The 14492-nt window shown below is 68.2% G+C and carries 14 protein-coding genes; 10 read left to right on the top strand and 4 right to left on the bottom strand.

The window, feature by feature from the left end:
- Nucleotides 1–59: 59 nt before the first annotated feature.
- Nucleotides 60–1259, top strand: a complete 1200-nt coding sequence (locus MAA8898_RS19625; RefSeq protein ID WP_094022728.1) for an aminotransferase class V-fold PLP-dependent enzyme — start codon at nt 60–62, stop codon at nt 1257–1259.
- A 69-nt stretch (nt 1260–1328) separates the two neighbouring features.
- Nucleotides 1329–2750: a cryptochrome/photolyase family protein gene (locus MAA8898_RS19620; protein ID WP_094022727.1), complete on the top strand. Its 1422-nt coding sequence runs from the start codon at nt 1329–1331 to the stop codon at nt 2748–2750.
- A gap of 8 nt (nt 2751–2758) precedes the next feature.
- Here MAA8898_RS19620 and MAA8898_RS19615 read toward each other — a convergent pair whose 3' ends face one another.
- On the bottom strand, nt 2759–3097 hold the full coding sequence (locus MAA8898_RS19615) for a hypothetical protein (protein ID WP_176445241.1): 339 nt from the start codon (nt 3095–3097) through the stop codon (nt 2759–2761).
- Between the two features lie 218 nt (nt 3098–3315).
- Here MAA8898_RS19615 and MAA8898_RS19610 point away from each other — a divergent pair, with 218 nt between their 5' ends.
- The 7 genes from MAA8898_RS19610 to MAA8898_RS19580 all read left to right on the top strand — a co-directional run bounded on the left by MAA8898_RS19610 (nt 3316) and on the right by MAA8898_RS19580 (nt 10993).
- Nucleotides 3316–4521 carry an SAM-dependent methyltransferase gene (locus MAA8898_RS19610; protein WP_176445240.1) on the top strand — a complete coding sequence of 402 codons (1206 nt, stop codon included), beginning with the start codon at nt 3316–3318 and terminating at the stop codon, nt 4519–4521.
- 18 nt (nt 4522–4539) lie between these two features.
- Nucleotides 4540–4980, top strand: coding sequence for a TrgA family protein (locus MAA8898_RS19605; RefSeq protein ID WP_094022724.1), 441 nt, complete (start codon nt 4540–4542; stop codon nt 4978–4980).
- Nucleotides 4961–6103, top strand: a complete 1143-nt coding sequence (locus MAA8898_RS19600; RefSeq protein WP_245853494.1) for a gamma-glutamylcyclotransferase — start codon at nt 4961–4963, stop codon at nt 6101–6103. The genes MAA8898_RS19605 and MAA8898_RS19600 overlap by 20 nt, the downstream gene beginning before the upstream one ends.
- Nucleotides 6104–6383: 280 nt before the next feature.
- Nucleotides 6384–7418: a cysteine synthase A gene (locus MAA8898_RS19595; RefSeq protein WP_094022723.1), complete on the top strand. Its 1035-nt coding sequence runs from the start codon at nt 6384–6386 to the stop codon at nt 7416–7418.
- On the top strand, nt 7415–9850 hold the full coding sequence (locus tag MAA8898_RS19590; protein ID WP_094022722.1) for a DUF3772 domain-containing protein: 2436 nt from the start codon (nt 7415–7417) through the stop codon (nt 9848–9850). Before MAA8898_RS19595 ends, MAA8898_RS19590 begins: the two co-directional genes overlap by 4 nt.
- Before the next feature lie 3 nt (nt 9851–9853).
- Complete coding sequence (locus MAA8898_RS19585; protein WP_094022721.1) at nt 9854–10570, top strand: alanyl-tRNA editing protein; 717 nt, start codon at nt 9854–9856, stop codon at nt 10568–10570.
- Between the two features lie 72 nt (nt 10571–10642).
- Nucleotides 10643–10993, top strand: coding sequence for a hypothetical protein (locus MAA8898_RS19580; RefSeq protein WP_094022720.1), 351 nt, complete (start codon nt 10643–10645; stop codon nt 10991–10993).
- Nucleotides 10994–11140: 147 nt separating this feature from the next.
- On the opposite strand, the gene MAA8898_RS19575 is transcribed toward MAA8898_RS19580, so the two are convergent.
- Genes MAA8898_RS19575 through MAA8898_RS19565 form a run of 3 tightly spaced genes read right to left on the bottom strand, consistent with a single transcriptional unit; the run spans nt 11141 to nt 13312 of the window.
- Complete coding sequence (locus MAA8898_RS19575) at nt 11141–11554, bottom strand: Fur family transcriptional regulator (RefSeq protein WP_094022719.1); 414 nt, start codon at nt 11552–11554, stop codon at nt 11141–11143.
- Complete coding sequence (locus MAA8898_RS19570) at nt 11551–12477, bottom strand: DMT family transporter (protein WP_094022718.1); 927 nt, start codon at nt 12475–12477, stop codon at nt 11551–11553. Before MAA8898_RS19570 ends, MAA8898_RS19575 begins: the two co-directional genes overlap by 4 nt.
- 4 nt (nt 12478–12481) lie before the next feature.
- A complete protein-coding gene (locus MAA8898_RS19565) occupies nt 12482–13312 on the bottom strand; it encodes a DUF533 domain-containing protein (protein WP_094022717.1) in 831 nt (276 codons plus the stop codon).
- Nucleotides 13313–13433: 121 nt separating this feature from the next.
- Between MAA8898_RS19565 and MAA8898_RS19560 the strand changes: the two genes are divergently transcribed.
- On the top strand, nt 13434–14354 hold the full coding sequence (locus tag MAA8898_RS19560; RefSeq protein WP_176445239.1) for a DMT family transporter: 921 nt from the start codon (nt 13434–13436) through the stop codon (nt 14352–14354).
- The last annotated feature ends 138 nt before the right edge of the window (nt 14355–14492 follow it).

Genomic DNA, 14492 nt, shown 5'->3' with positions numbered 1-14492 from the left:
CTTGACGCCGGGCGCAACAGGGGCATTGTCTGCCCCGGGGATCAAACAGGGTGGGCTAGATGCTGGATGTCGATTTCGTGCGGGCGCAATTTCCCGCCTTTTCCGAACCTTCGTTGCAGGGGCAGGCGTTTTTCGAGAATGCCGGGGGGTCCCATGCCTGCGGCCCGGTGATCGACCGGCTGACGCGGTTCTACCGCGAACGCAAGGTGCAACCCTATGGACCCTACGCCGCCAGCCAGGCGGGCGGGGCCGAGATGGACGAGGCGCGCACACGGCTTGCCGCGCTGCTGGGCGTCGACTCCGACGAGCTGAGCTTTGGCCCGTCCACGACCCAGAACACCTATGTGCTGGCCCGCGCCTTTCGCCAGTTCATGTCCGAGGGCGAGGCCATCGTCGTCACCAACCAGGACCACGAAGCCAACTCCGGCCCCTGGCGGCGGCTGGCGCAGGAGGGCATCGAGATCCGCGAATGGAAGATCGACCCCGAGACCGGCAGCCTGGACCCGGAAGACCTGGAAAAGCTGCTGGACGAAAAGGTGCGGCTGGTCTGTTTCCCGCATTGCTCCAACGTGGTGGGCGAGATCAACCCGGTGGTCGAGATCACCGCGCGGGCCCATGCGGCGGGGGCCTTTGTCTGCGTTGACGGGGTCAGCTATGCGCCGCACGGCTTTCCCAACGTGGGTGAGATGGGCCCCGACATCTACCTGTTTTCCACCTACAAGACATACGGGCCGCACCAGGGCATCATGGTGATGCGCCGCGCGCTGGCCGAGACGCTGCCGAACCAGGGGCACTACTTCAACGGTAAGGCGCTGACCAAGCGGTTTACCCCCGCCGGGCCGGACCACGCGCAGATCGCCGCCTGCGCCGGCATGGTGGACTATGTCGAGGCGCTGGCCGCGCACCACGACGTTTCCCCGCACGAGGTGCATGACCTGATGCGCGCGCACGAGGTGCGGCTGTTGCAGCCCTTGCTGGACGCGGTCGCGGGGCGCAACGCCGTCCGCCTGCTGGGGCCGTCGCGCGCCGAGGGACGCGCGCCCACGGTGGCGCTGGCGCTGAATCGCCCGGGCGAGGAGGTTGCGGCCAGGCTGGCGGCGCACGGGATCATGGCGGGCGGCGGCGATTTCTACGCGGTGCGTCCGCTGCACGCGCTGGGGGTGGACCCGGACCACGGCGTGCTGCGGCTTTCCTTTGTCCATTACACGACCGAGGCCGAGGTGGCGCAGCTGATCGAGGCGCTCGACGCGGTGCTGTGACGCGCGGGGCTTGTTCTCTGGCGTTGCGGGCTATCTGCCCTCAGGGCAAGTGACTGACAGGAGGACGCCGTGTCCGACCGATCCCCGATCCTCGTCTGGTTCCGGCGCGACCTGCGCCTGTCCGACCATGCCGCGCTGAGCGCCGCCGCCGAGAGCGGGCGGCCGGTGATCCCGGTCTGCCTGCGCGACGGGTTGGTCGACGGGCTGGGGGCCGCGCCGAAATGGCGCTGGGGGCTGGGTGTCGGCCACCTGGCCGGGCGGCTGGAGGGCATGGGGTCGCGGCTGGTGCTGCGCTCGGGCGAGGCGGTCGAGGTGCTGACGGCGCTGGCGCAGGAGACGGGGGCGGGTGCGGTGCACTGGATGCGCGCCTATGACCCGGACAGCGTGGCGCGCGACACAGACGTGAAGGCGGCGCTGAAGGAGGCGGGGATCGAGGCGCGCAGCTTTGCCGGGCACGTGATGTTCGAACCCTGGACCGTGGAGACCGGGCAGGGCGGCTACTACAAGGTCTACACCCCCTACTGGAAATCGGTGCGCGGGCGCGACGTGGCGACGCCGCTGGCCGCACCATCCAGGCTGCCCGCGCCAGACACCTGGCCCAAGAGCGAGGCGCTGGACGATTGGCACCTGGGCCGGGCGATGCAGCGCGGCGCGGCCGTGGTGCGGCCCTGGGTCCGGCTGGGCGAAGAGGCGGCGCAGGACCGGCTGGGCCATTTCCTGGAGGACATCGTCGCCCGCTACGACGAGACGCGCGACTTGCCGTGGACCGACGGCACCTCCTGCCTGAGCGAAAACCTCGCCGTGGGCGAAATATCTCCGGCGCAATGCTGGCACGCGGGGCGGCGCGCGCTGGAGGATGGCAAGCAGGGGGCCGAGACCTTTCTCAAGGAGCTGGTCTGGCGCGAGTTCGCCTACCACCTGATGTGGCACACGCCCCGCATCCTCGATGCCAACTGGCGCGAGGAATGGGAGGCTTTCCCGTGGAACACCGACGAGCGGCTGAAGGAGGTGCGCGACTGGAAGCGGGGCCGCACCGGCATGTCCTTTGTCGATGCCGGACTGCGCGAGATGTACGTTACCGGGCGGATGCACAACCGCGCGCGGATGATCACCGCCTCCTACCTGACGAAACACCTGCTCTGTCACTGGAAAATTGGCCAAAAGTGGTTCGAGGATTGCCTGATCGACTGGGACCCGGCCTCGAACGCCATGGGCTGGCAGTGGTCGGCGGGGTCGGGGCCGGATGCGACGCCCTATTTCCGGGTCTTCAACCCGGTCTCCCAGCGCGAGAAGTTCGACCCCAAGCGGCGCTATGTCGACCGCTGGATCGCGGAAGGCCACCGCGCGCCCTCCGACGAGGCGCTGAGCTATTTCGAGGCGATCCCCAAGAGCTGGGGCATGTCACCCAAAGATCCCTACCCCGAGCCGGTGGTCGGCGCGGACACGGGCCGCAAGCGGGCCCTGGAGGCCTATCGGAACCGCGGGTTCTGAGCGGCGGCTCAGTTGGTCACGCCACCCATGCGGTCCATCCTGACCCAGCCTGTCGCGCTTCCGGCGTAGGCGATCTTGCAGACCGGCTCGGCGTCCGAGCAGGTTTCGATGTAGCCGCCTTCGCCCGGTGCCAGCGTGCCGACCTTCTGCGTGAAGGCCGCGTCGCTGTAGACCGCGACCGGCAGCGGCGACATGTTGAAATAGGGGATATCGCGCGCGAGGTTCTTTTCCCACGACCCGTTGGCAACCGCCTGCGGCGCGGGCTGCACCGTGCGCACCGGCTCGGACAGGGTGACGGCCGGCGCCCGCGCCACGGGCGCGATGGTCTCCCCCTTTTCCAATCCCACAAACGACAACATCTTTCCGCACCCGGAAGTGGCAAGCGCCAGAAGGCACAGAACCGCAAATTTCTTGTTCATCTGAAATCTCCCGTTCAGAGGGAACGTTTCGCCCCGGAGTGACACCAGAAAACACCAAGTTCGTCATTTTCCAAAGCACAAATCCTTGTCAGAGGGGCCTTGCGCCATAAACTCCTTTGTTATCCGCACCCTTGGAAAGACAGTTGATGCACCTGACGGACACACATGGCCACACCGACCTGCCGCGATATTTCGGCCGCGTCTTTGACATGGCGCGCGGAATGGAGCGCGGGCGCCTCGATTTCGTGCTGCAGGACGGGCGGGTCTTTCGCGCCGAAGGCCGCGCACCGGGGCCGGTGGCCGAACTGCGCCTGCACAACGACGACATCTTTGCCCGCCTGATCCGCGAGGGCGACCTGGGCTTTTGCGAGGCCTACCTGGACGAATGGTGGTCCACCCCGGACCTGATGGCCTTTCTCGACCTGGTGCATGCCAACGAGGAGATGTTCGACGGCTACCCGGGCGGCGGGCTGGTGCGCGCCTTCGAGCGGTTCCGCTTCTGGCTGCAATCCAACTCCAGGCGGCAGGCGCGCAAGAACATCGCGCACCATTACGACCTGGGCAACGACTTCTACCGGCTCTGGCTGGACGAGACGATGACCTATTCCTCGGCGCTGTTCGTGACCGGGCAGGAAAGCCTGGAAAAGGCGCAAGAGCTGAAATACGCGTCGATGATCGACCAGATGGGCGCGGTTCCGGGTGACCACGTGCTGGAAATCGGCTGCGGCTGGGGCGGATTTGCCGAATACGCGGCGCGCGAACGCGGGTTGCGGGTGACCGGGCTGACCATCAGCCGCGAACAGTTCACCTACGCGCAGGAGCGTATCGCGCGGGCCGGACTTTCGAACCGGGTGGATTTCAAGCTGCAGGACTACCGCGACGAAACGGGCAGCTATGACGGCATCGCCTCTATCGAGATGTTCGAGGCGGTGGGCGAACGCTACTGGCCGACCTACTTCGAGACGGTCAAGGCGCGGCTGAAACCCGGTCGGCAGGCCACGTTGCAGATCATCACGGTGCAGCACAAGCGCTGGGAGATCTACCGCAAGGGCGTGGATTTCATCCAGAAATACATCTTTCCCGGCGGCATGCTGCCGTCCCCCGTGGTGCTGCGCCACGAGGTCGAGCGGGCAGGGTTGCAAGTGGTGCGCAGCTTTGAGTTCGGCGAAAGCTATTCGCAAACGCTGCGCCGCTGGCACGAAACCTTCAACGAACGCTGGGACGAGGTGGCGCAGCTGGGCTTTGACGAGCGGTTCCGGAGGATGTGGAATTTCTACCTCGCCTCTTGCGCCGCGACCTTTCACAGCGGTAACTGTGACGTGACACAGATCACGATTGCCAGACCTGCCTGAGAAAGACCGCCCGCCGAGATGCCCACAGCCTCCAAACTCCTTGCCGCGCTGTCGTTGGCGGCGCTTGGGTGGATCGCCTCCGAGATGATCAAGCCGCTGGTGCCGTTCAGCACACAGTGGGGCTGGTTCAACCAAGTCAACGCGATCGTCGGCTTTGTCGTCGGGTGGATGTTCCTGGGGTCACGGGCCGGCGGTGGATTGACCTCGGCAATCAACAACGGCGTGACCAGCGCATTCGCCATGGCGGTGATCGGCGTGCTGGTGCAGGCGACAAACGAGATGGTGCGCTTGTCTTTTGCGCGCCGCTACGACTCGCCGTTCGAGGCCGTCACCGCGATCTTTGAAATCAGTATCGACTATGCCGAGATCCTGCTGGACGTGCCGTTGCTCTTGACGCTGCTGATCGGCGGGGTGATTGCCGCCATCCTTGTCGAGGTGGTTGGCAAGTACTGGAGGTAACCCCCTGTCAGACCTGTTCTTCTACGGTACGCTCCAGTACCGGCCGCTGCTTGAGCTGATCCTTGGGCGGGTGCCCGAGATGCTGCCGGCGCGGTTGCCGGGACATGCCGCCGTCTGGGCAGAGGGGCAGGCCTTTCCGATGATCGTGCCGCGCGCGGGCGCGGCGGCCGAGGGGGTGGTGGTGCGCAGCCTCAGCGACGCGGACCGCGCAGCGCTGGATTATTACGAGGGCGGCTTTGTCTTTGCCCTGCGGTCGCTCACGGTCGAGACGGCCGGAGGGCCGGTCGCGGCGCAGGTCTATTTCGCCGAAGAAGGCCGCTGGACACCGGGCGCGCCCTGGTCGCTGGAGGCCTGGGCGGAACGCTGGGGCGCGATCACCCTGGGCGCGGCGCGCGAATTGATGGACCGGCGCGGGCGCTACAGCGCGGCCGAGGCGGCCGGGATGCTGCCGTTCTTCCGCGCGCGGGCCTGGGCCGGGCAGATCGCCGCGACACCGGCGCCGCAGACGCTGCGCCGCGCCAGCGGCATGGAGGACATCGATTACCACGGCCTGCGCGGTCACCCGTTCAAGGGGTTCTTCCGCATCGACCCGTTTCGCCTGCGCTACCGCCGCTTTGACGGGGAATGGAGCGCGCCGCTGGAGCGCGAGTGCTTTATCGCCTTCGACGTGGCGCTGGTGCTGCCCTACGATCCGGTCACCGACCAGGTGCTGCTGATCGAGCAGATGCGCTTTGGCCCGATCCACCGGGGCGACCCGGCGCCCTGGGTGCTGGAGGCCGTGGCGGGCGTGGTCGACGCGGGTGAAAGCCCGGAGGCGGCGGCACGGCGCGAGGCGGTGGAGGAGGCGGGGGTCGAGGTGACGCAGCTGCTGCCCGCTGCGCGCGGCTATGCCTCGCCGGGCTATACGACCGAATTCTATCACGCCTTCGTGGGGATCTGTGACCTGTCCGGCCGCGACAAGGACATGGGCGGGCTGGACGAGGAACACGAGGACATCCGCAGCCACGTGGTGCCCTTCGACCTGGCGATGGATCTGGTGGAGACGGGTGAGATCAACGCCCTGCCGCTGGCCATGCTGATCAACTGGGTGGCGGCGCGGCGTCCGTCGCTGCGCGGGGCCTGATCCTGTATCATCAAGGGCTTGCGCCGGGATCTTCGTGTCTTGTGTCAATTCTGCGGGGATGGTGGACGACGCGCGTTCACGCCCTTGCGTCGCGGCGGGCGGCTTGACGCGGCAGGGCGGGAACCACGCGACCGGTTGCGGCGTTGGCGTCTGACGCGGGCGGTCCGCCTGCTGCGCTGCATGGCGCGCGTGCGGCGGCGGGCCGACCTGCACCGGCTTGAGTTTGCGCCCTGACGGACCTAAACCGGCGGGAACCATGTTTCGGAAAGGACACACCGCCATGCGCACTTCGCAGGACCTTGCCCAGGCTGTCGGACAGACGCCGCTGATCCGGCTCAGGAAGGCGTCCGAGCTGACGGGCTGCGAGATCTGGGGCAAGGCGGAGTTCATGAACCCGGGCCAGTCGGTCAAGGACCGCGCGGCGCTCTACATCATCAAGGACGCCATCGCCAGGGGCCAGCTGGAGCCCGGCGGCACCATCGTCGAGGGCACGGCCGGCAACACCGGCATCGGGCTGGCGTTGGTCGGCGCGTCGATGGGCTTCAAGACGGTGATCGTGATGCCCGAGACGCAGAGCCAGGAAAAGAAGGACATGCTGCGGCTGGCCGGGGCCGAACTGGTGCTGGTGCCCGCCGCGCCCTACAAGAACCCCAACAACTACGTGCGCTATTCCGGCCGGCTGGCCGAGGAGATGGCAAAGACCGCGCCGCACGGGGTGATCTGGGCCAACCAGTTCGACAACGTCGCCAACCGCCAGTCGCATGTCGAGACGACCGGCCCCGAGATCTGGGAACAGACCGGCGGCAAGGTCGACGGCTTCATCTGCGCGGTGGGCTCTGGCGGCACGGCGGCGGGTGTCGGCATGGCGCTGCAACCGCGGGGCGTGAAATGCGGCATCGCCGATCCCATGGGGTCCGGCATCTACACGCTGTATACCGAGGGCGCGGCCAACGCGCAGGGCAATTCGATCACCGAGGGCATCGGCCAGGGGCGGATCACCGCCAACCTCGAAGGCTTCCAGCCCGATTTCCTGACCCAGGTGACCGACGAGGAAGCGCTGCCCATCGTTTTTGACCTGCTGGCCGAAGAGGGGCTGTGCATGGGCGGATCGACCGGGATCAACGTGGCGGGCGCCATGCATATGGCGCGCGAGATGGGACCGGGGCACACCATCGTCACGATCCTGTGCGACTATGGCACGCGCTACCAGTCCAAGCTCTTCAACCCCGATTTCCTGCGCGACAAGGGCCTGCCGACGCCGCCGTGGATGACCCGCGGCCCGGCCAGCATTCCCGGAGTGTTCGAAGACGCATGACCCGACAGATCGACGCATTCAGCCGGGCGCTGGTCGCCCTGATCCTTGTTGTCGTGCTCTGGACCGGGGCCGCGCTGGCCCAGCAGGCGTCAACGCCCGACTACACCGCCTGGGAAACCCTGGCCACCCGAGCCGAGTCCATGGTGGACACGGAGCGCGCCGATGACGCGCGGCTCGAGACGATCCGCACGCAGGTCGCGGAATACCGCGAGCAGTTCCTGGCCGCCCGCAACGCCAACACCGCGCGCATCGAGGCGCTCCAGGCGCAACTCGACGCGCTGGGCGCGCCGCCCGAGGACGGCTCCGAGTCGCCCGAGATCTCGGAGCAGCGCGCGGCGCTGACCAAGCAGCTGGCCGACGTCAGGGCGCCCGTGGTCCGGGCCGAGACGGCCTATTCGCGGGCCAATGCCATCATCACCGGGATCGACCGGATCATTCGCGAACGCCAGGCCGATGCCCTGCTGGAATTCGGCCCTTCGGGGCTGAACCCGGTACATTGGCCCAAGGCCATCGCCGACGTCACCCAGACCTTTTCCAACCTGTGGACCGAGGTTTCGGACAACGTCACCTCGCAGTCCTACCGGACGCGGGCGATGCAGAACGCGCCCGTGATCCTGTTTTACCTGGTGCTGGGGATTGCCCTGATCGCGCGGGGTCGGCCGCTGGCGCACAAGGGCATCGAGATGCTCAGCAGCGGCACGCGGCGCGGCACCGGGGTGTTCCGCTTCCTGCTGTCGCTGGGGCTGATCCTGCTGCCGTACCTCGGCGTCGTGTGCCTGGTGCAGGGCCTGAATGCCACCGGCTTTACAGTCGACGAATGGAACGTCCTGCTGGCCAGGCTGCCGCTCTGGGCCGCGATGCTGTTCGGCATCCTGTGGCTTGCCGACCAGGCCTTCAACGACGATGACGAGATCGCCGCCCTGCCGCTGCCCAAGGCCGAGCGCCCCCGGGCGCGCCGGATCTCGAACGCGCTGGCCTGGCTCTACGTGCTGGAATCGCTGGTCGGCACGCTGATCGAGCTGGACAACTACCCGACCGAGACGGTCGCCGTGGTGCAGTTCCCGATCCTGCTTCTGTCGGGGTTCTTCCTGTTCCGCCTGGGCCGTGTGCGCAACGACGCGGCCATGGTCGGCTCGCGCGAGGCGCGCGATGCCGGGCCGGGCGACTTTCGCCTGCGCTTTGCGCGGCTGCTGGGGCGGTCGATCCAGATCCTGGGCGTGCTGGGCCCGTTGCTGGCCGCGATCGGCTATTTCCGCGTCGGCGAGGCGCTGGTCTATCCGGCGGTCGCGACACTGGCGCTGGTCGGCCTTGTCATGGTGCTGCAGAAGTTCCTGATCAGCCTCTACGAAATGGTGACGGGCCGCCATTCCAAGGGCAACGACAGCCTGCTGCCGGTGCTGGGCGGCTTTGCCCTGGCGCTGTTGGCGATGCCCTTCCTGGCGCTGATCTGGGGCGCGCGCGAGGCCGACCTGACCGAGATCTGGACCCGCATCCAGGAGGGCGTCAGCATCGGCGACGCCCGCATCACGCCGATGAGCTTCTTTGTCGTGCTGGCGGTCTTTGCCACCGGCTACATGCTGACACGGCTGTTGCAGGGGGCGCTGCGCACCTCGGTCCTGCCCAAGACCAAGATCGACCAGGGCGGGCAGAACGCCATTGTTTCGGGCGTGGGCTATGTCGGGGTCATCACCGCGGTGATCGTCGCGGTGACGACCGGCGGGCTGGACCTGTCGTCGCTGGCCATCGTCGCCGGTGCGCTGTCGGTCGGCATCGGTTTCGGCTTGCAGAACATCGTGTCGAACTTTGTCTCTGGGATCATCCTGCTGATCGAACGGCCGATCGGCGAGGGCGACTGGATCGAGGTGAACGGCACCCACGGCATCGTCAAGGACATCTCGGTCCGCTCCACCCGGCTGGAAACCTTCGACAAGTACGACATGATCATCCCCAACGCGGACCTGGTGTCGGGGACGGTGTCGAACTACACGCGCGGCAATTCGCTGGGCCGGATCATCGTCGAGGTGGGCGTGGCCTATGGCACCGACACCCGCAAGGTGGAACGCATCCTGCTGAACATCGCGCGCGAACACGAGGCGGTGCTGATGAACCCGGCGCCGGCGGTGGATTTCATGGGCTTTGGGGCGGATTCGCTGGATTTCCGCATCCGCGCCGTGCTGCACGACATCGGGCTGGGTGTCGCGGTGCGCACCGAGATGCGGCACCAGATCGTCGAACGCTTTACCAAGGAGGGGATCGAGATCCCCTTTGCCCAGCGCGATGTCTGGCTGCGCAACCCCGAGGCGCTGGCCGAGGCGATGGACAAGCGCAACGAACCACCCGCCGCGCCGGAGGCCATAGCACCGGAAAAGCCGCGCAGCACCGCGCCGCGTCCGCTGGTGTCGGATCCGTCGTCCGTGGAACCGGAGGACTGAGCCATGTCGGAGGCGCTCTATCGCGACGATGCCTACCTGCGCGACGCCCCGGCCGAGGTGATCGGCCTGACGGCGGAGGGCGGCGTCGTGCTGTCGCACGCGCTGTTCTATCCCACCGGCGGCGGCCAGCCGGGCGACAGCGGTCGGCTGGAGTGGGGCGGCCAGAGCCTGACCGTGGCCACCACGGTCAAGGGCGAGGGCGGCGTGTCGGTGCTGGTGCCGGCGGAACCGGCCGCGCTGCCGCCGGTGGGCACGCAGGTCAGGCAGGTGCTGGACTGGGAGCGGCGGCACAGGCACATGCGGGTGCACACCGCGCTGCACCTGCTGAGCGTGGTGATCCCCCTGCCGGTCACCGGCGGGCAGATCGGTGCCGGGACCGGGCGGCTGGACTTCCTCATGCCCGAACCGCCCTCGGACCGCGACGCGCTGGAGCAGGCGTTGAACCTCTTTGTCGCGCGTGATCTTGCGGTCACCGAGACCTGGATATCCGAAGCGGAACTGGACGCGCAGCCGGACCTGGTCAAGACCATGTCGGTGCAGCCGCCGCGCGGGGCCGGGCGCATCCGGCTTGTGCGGATCGGCACCGCGACCGAGCAGGTGGACCTGCAACCCTGCGGCGGCACCCACGTCGCCTGGACCGGCGAGATCGGCCGGGTGAAGATCGGCAAGATCGAGAACAAGGGCAAGCAGAACCGCCGCGTGAACATCTCGCTGGCCTGAAGACGGCGGGCTGGGACGGCGCCAAGTTTGCCGCTAGACTGGCCGGGGTGTCACCGACCGGAGGATGTTCCGATGCGCCTTGCCGTTGTCCTTTGCGCGGGTCTTGCCGCCTCTGCGGGCCTGGCAGACACCTCGACCGAGGCCTTTCTGGAAAGCTGCCGCGCGCTGCACGAGGGCCGCGAGGGCGGCGCCACCTGCGAAGCCATGCTGGAGGGCGCCCTGGGGGCTTTCGGGCTGCTGGGCAAGGATTATTCGCCGATCTCGTCCGCGCTTGGCTATTGCCTCGACCCCTTCATGACACCGGCCGAGGCGGCGGCGGTGATCGTGCGCTATGCCGAGACGGACCCGGACTGCGCCCGGCTGGCGCATTTCTCGATGTGCATGAACCTGGCCTTCCAGGAGACCCGGGCCGGGTCCTGCTGAGGGGGCGGGATCCAAAGGAGCGCTGCCGCGCGCTGGATGTCGCCTGTGGCGGCGTGACGCTCTTGTCGGGTGGTCGTCCCGAGGCGCGGGCGGTGGCCGCTTCCGGAGTCACCGGAACGAAGACCGGCGGATCGCGGTGGCGCGCGGTCAGCGCTTCTTGATCGGGACGCCGTAGAGCTCCATGCGGTGGCCCTTGAGCCGGTAGCCGAGTTTCTCGGCGATCTTTTCCTGCAGCGCCTCGATCTCGGGATCGACGAATTCGATCACCGCGCCGGTGGTGAGGTCGATCAGGTGGTCGTGGTGTTCGCGCTCGGCGTCCTCGTAGCGGGCGCGGCCGTCGCCGAAATCGACGCGGTCGAGGATGCCGGCCTCCTCGAACAGCTTTACCGTGCGGTAAACCGTGGCGAGCGAGATGTTCGGGTCGCGCGCGGAGGCGCGGGCGTAGAGGTCCTCCACGTCCGGGTGATCGGTGGCGCGATCCAGCACCTCGGCGATGGTGCGGCGCTGGTCGGTCATGCGCAGCCCCCGGGCGGCGCAGCGGTCTGCGATGGTGTCGGTCATGGGCCCGGCGTCGTTGTTTCGGGGGGTGTTGTAGGCAAGGGCGGGACCGAGGCCAAGCGCTCTCGGCGCCGCGGCCGCAGGACGTAGATGGCCAGTGTCACCACCACCACGGCGCCGCCGGCCAGCATCCGGCCGGTCGGCGCCTCGCCGAGGGCGAGCCAGACCCAGAGCGGCGCCAGCACGGTTTCCAGCAGCATCAGCAGGCTGACGTTGGCCGCGGCGGTGTAGCGCGAGGCGAGGCTGAGCAGGAAGAAGGCGGTGGGCAGGATCAGCAGCGCGGTGAAGAGGATGGCGGGGACGTTGCCCTGGGTCATCCGGGCCGGGCCGGCGAAGATCCAGCCGGCGCAGCCGGCGATGAAGGCGCCGAGTCCGATCGCCAGCAGCAGCGGCACCTGCGGGTTGTGGCGCAGGGTGACGAAGTTCACCGCCAGCGCCAGCGCGACGCCCAGCCCGCAGGCCGCACCGGTGAGCGCGCCCGCGTCAAGCGCCGCGTCGCCGTGGTCGGTCACCGCCAGGGCGATCCCGGCCAGCACCAGCGCGATGGCGGTCCAGGTGGCGGCCGAGGCGCGTTCGCCGTGCAGCACCCGGGCCAGCAGCGCCGACCAGACCGGCACGGTGGCCACGCCCAGCAGCACCGGCGTGACCGGGGCCAGCGCGATGCCCAGCGGGAACAGCGTCGCGTTGCCGGCCTGGCAGAGCACGACGAGCGGCGCGGCACCGCCGGCCAGCGCGGCGAGGTCGCTCTTGCGGGTGCGGCTGGTCAGGCCCCAGGCGAGGACGAAGACCAGCGCCATGCAGAGGCCGCGCCAGCCCAGCATCTGCGCGGCGGACATGCCGGACCAGCGCATGAACACCACGTCCGGGGTCAGGATCAATGCACCGGCCAGGGCCAGGCCGATGCCGAAGGCACTGCCGCGCGCCATGGGATCAGGCGTAGAGCGGCTGCAGGCCCATTTGCAGGTGCAGCACGTTCACCGTCGCCTCGTCCAGTTCGAGCGTGCGGGCGAGCTGGTCCAGGTACTCGGCCTCGGCCTGGGTGTCGACGCGGATGGTCATCAGCGAGGCCGAGTAGACCTGCATCCGCATCGGCTGCGGCGTGTCGGCGGCCAGCGCTTCGGGATCGACCGGCGCGGCCAGCTGGGCCTTGACAAAGGCGCGGTCCTCGGCATCGGCGTCGTCGCCCAGGGTTTCGAGGATCTTGGCCTGTTCGGCCTTGTCGATGCCGCCGTCGCTTTTCGCGGCCATGATCATGGCGCGCAGCATCAGGCCGGCGGCCTTGTCGGCCTCGGGCGCGCTTTCCTGCGTCTTGAAGGCGTCGAGCATGGCGCCCGCGCCCTGTGCCTGCGCGGCGGCGGCGGTGCCGGCCATGGCCGACATCATGCCGGCCAGCCCGGTGCCGCCGCTGCCCAGTTGCGACAGCAGTCCGCCGCCGTCGGACTTGCCCGCGCGGCCCATGATGGCGGACAGGTCCATGCCGCCGGACTGCATGGATTTCATGAGCTCCGCCATGGGGTTGGCCGCCCCGGTGGCACCGCCTTGCAGGGCCTTCATCATGTCGGCCATGCCGCCGCCCTCGGGCATCTTGCCGCCGACCAGGTCCTTCATCTTGTCCTGCATCGCCGAGGCGGAGGTGCGGCCCTTGACCTGCGCGCCGCCGCCCAGCAGCGTGCCCAGCCCCTGGCCGCCGGACATCCGGTCCACGCCACGCGCCGCCGCGTAGCCGATTGCCAGTTTCGCAAGCGTTCCCATGAGACTCATTGGCTGTCCTTTCGTTCCGGTTCTGGTTCTTCCCTCCCGACCATGACAGATGCGGGCCGCTTCGCACAGGGGAAGGCTGCGCAGGATTGACCTTGACGCGGGCAGGGTGTCCAAGGGGGGCATGATGCGCAAGGACTCCATGGACCTGGCGGGCGTCGTCGGCATGGTCGTCTTTGCCAACGTTCTGGCCTTCAACCAGGTCACGATCAAGTTCACCAACGCCGGGTTTTCGCCGGTCTTCGCGGCGGGCGTCCGGTCGGGGCTGGCGCTGCTGGTGCTGGGGCTGTGGGTGCTGCTGACCGGGCGCAAGATCACCGGGCTGCGCGCGACGCTGTGGCCGGGGCTGTTGCTGGGTCTCGTGTTCAGCTCCGAATTCCTGTTTCTTTTCACGGCCCTGGACATGACCAGCGTGTCGCGCGCCTCGGTGGTGTTTTACTCGATGCCGGTCTGGCTGGCGGCGATCGCGCATTTTGTCCTGCCGGGCGAGCGGCTGTCGGCGCGGCGCGCGCTGGGGCTGGTGCTGGCGATGGCGGGGGTGGCGCTGGCGCTGTCGGACCCGCAGAGCCGGGGCGCGGGCGACCTGCGGGGCGACGTGCTGGCGGTGCTGGCCTCGCTCAGCTGGGCGGGAATCGCGCTGATCGTGCGGCTGACGAAGGTGTCGACCCTGCCGCCGGAGGGGCAGCTGTTCTGGCAGATCACGGTGTCGGCGGTGGTGCTGACGGGGCTCGCGCCGCTGTTCGGGCCGCTGCTGCGCGAGGTGGACCTGCTGAGCCTGTTCGGGCTGGGCTATGGCACGCTGGTGGCGTCGATGGGATTCCTGTTCTGGTTGCGGGTGATGACGATCTACCCGGCGTCGGACATCGCGTCGTTCAGTTTCCTGTCGCCGGTGATGGCGGTGGCCTTTGGCTGGCTGATCTTCGACGAGCCGGTGGGGATCAAGTTCCTCGGCGCGCTGGGGCTGGTGGCGGTGGGGGTCGTGCTGATCAACCGCAGATCGCGCAAACGGGTCAAACCCGTCGAAAACGGGCGTCCGCCCGGTTAACCCCGGGCAATCAAGCGGTTATTAACCGGGAGTCGGTCAGGTTTCCTGACCGCTTCGGCGGGTTTGGACGGTCTGCGCGTGCCGCGCGCGCCGGGGCGAATCGTACAAAAGGTACGTCTTGTACGCGAAAAATGTCGT

Source organism: Antarctobacter aquimaris, assembly GCF_900184945.1.
Lineage (GTDB): Bacteria > Pseudomonadota > Alphaproteobacteria > Rhodobacterales > Rhodobacteraceae > Maliponia > Maliponia aquimaris.
Note: the sequence above shows the minus strand (reverse complement) of the source record. Positions and strands in the feature narration are given on the sequence as shown.

Coding starts and splice junctions, on each gene's coding strand:
- MAA8898_RS19625 (WP_094022728.1), top strand. CDS start 60: ATGCTGGATGTCGATTTCGTGCGGGCGCAATTTCCCGCCTTTTCCGAA.
- MAA8898_RS19610 (WP_176445240.1), top strand. CDS start 3,316: ATGCACCTGACGGACACACATGGCCACACCGACCTGCCGCGATATTTC.
- MAA8898_RS19605 (WP_094022724.1), top strand. CDS start 4,540: ATGCCCACAGCCTCCAAACTCCTTGCCGCGCTGTCGTTGGCGGCGCTT.
- MAA8898_RS19595 (WP_094022723.1), top strand. CDS start 6,384: ATGCGCACTTCGCAGGACCTTGCCCAGGCTGTCGGACAGACGCCGCTG.
- MAA8898_RS19590 (WP_094022722.1), top strand. CDS start 7,415: ATGACCCGACAGATCGACGCATTCAGCCGGGCGCTGGTCGCCCTGATC.
- MAA8898_RS19585 (WP_094022721.1), top strand. CDS start 9,854: ATGTCGGAGGCGCTCTATCGCGACGATGCCTACCTGCGCGACGCCCCG.
- MAA8898_RS19580 (WP_094022720.1), top strand. CDS start 10,643: ATGCGCCTTGCCGTTGTCCTTTGCGCGGGTCTTGCCGCCTCTGCGGGC.
- MAA8898_RS19575 (WP_094022719.1), bottom strand. CDS start 11,554: ATGACCGACACCATCGCAGACCGCTGCGCCGCCCGGGGGCTGCGCATG.
- MAA8898_RS19570 (WP_094022718.1), bottom strand. CDS start 12,477: ATGGCGCGCGGCAGTGCCTTCGGCATCGGCCTGGCCCTGGCCGGTGCA.
- MAA8898_RS19565 (WP_094022717.1), bottom strand. CDS start 13,312: ATGAGTCTCATGGGAACGCTTGCGAAACTGGCAATCGGCTACGCGGCG.
- MAA8898_RS19560 (WP_176445239.1), top strand. CDS start 13,434: ATGATGCGCAAGGACTCCATGGACCTGGCGGGCGTCGTCGGCATGGTC.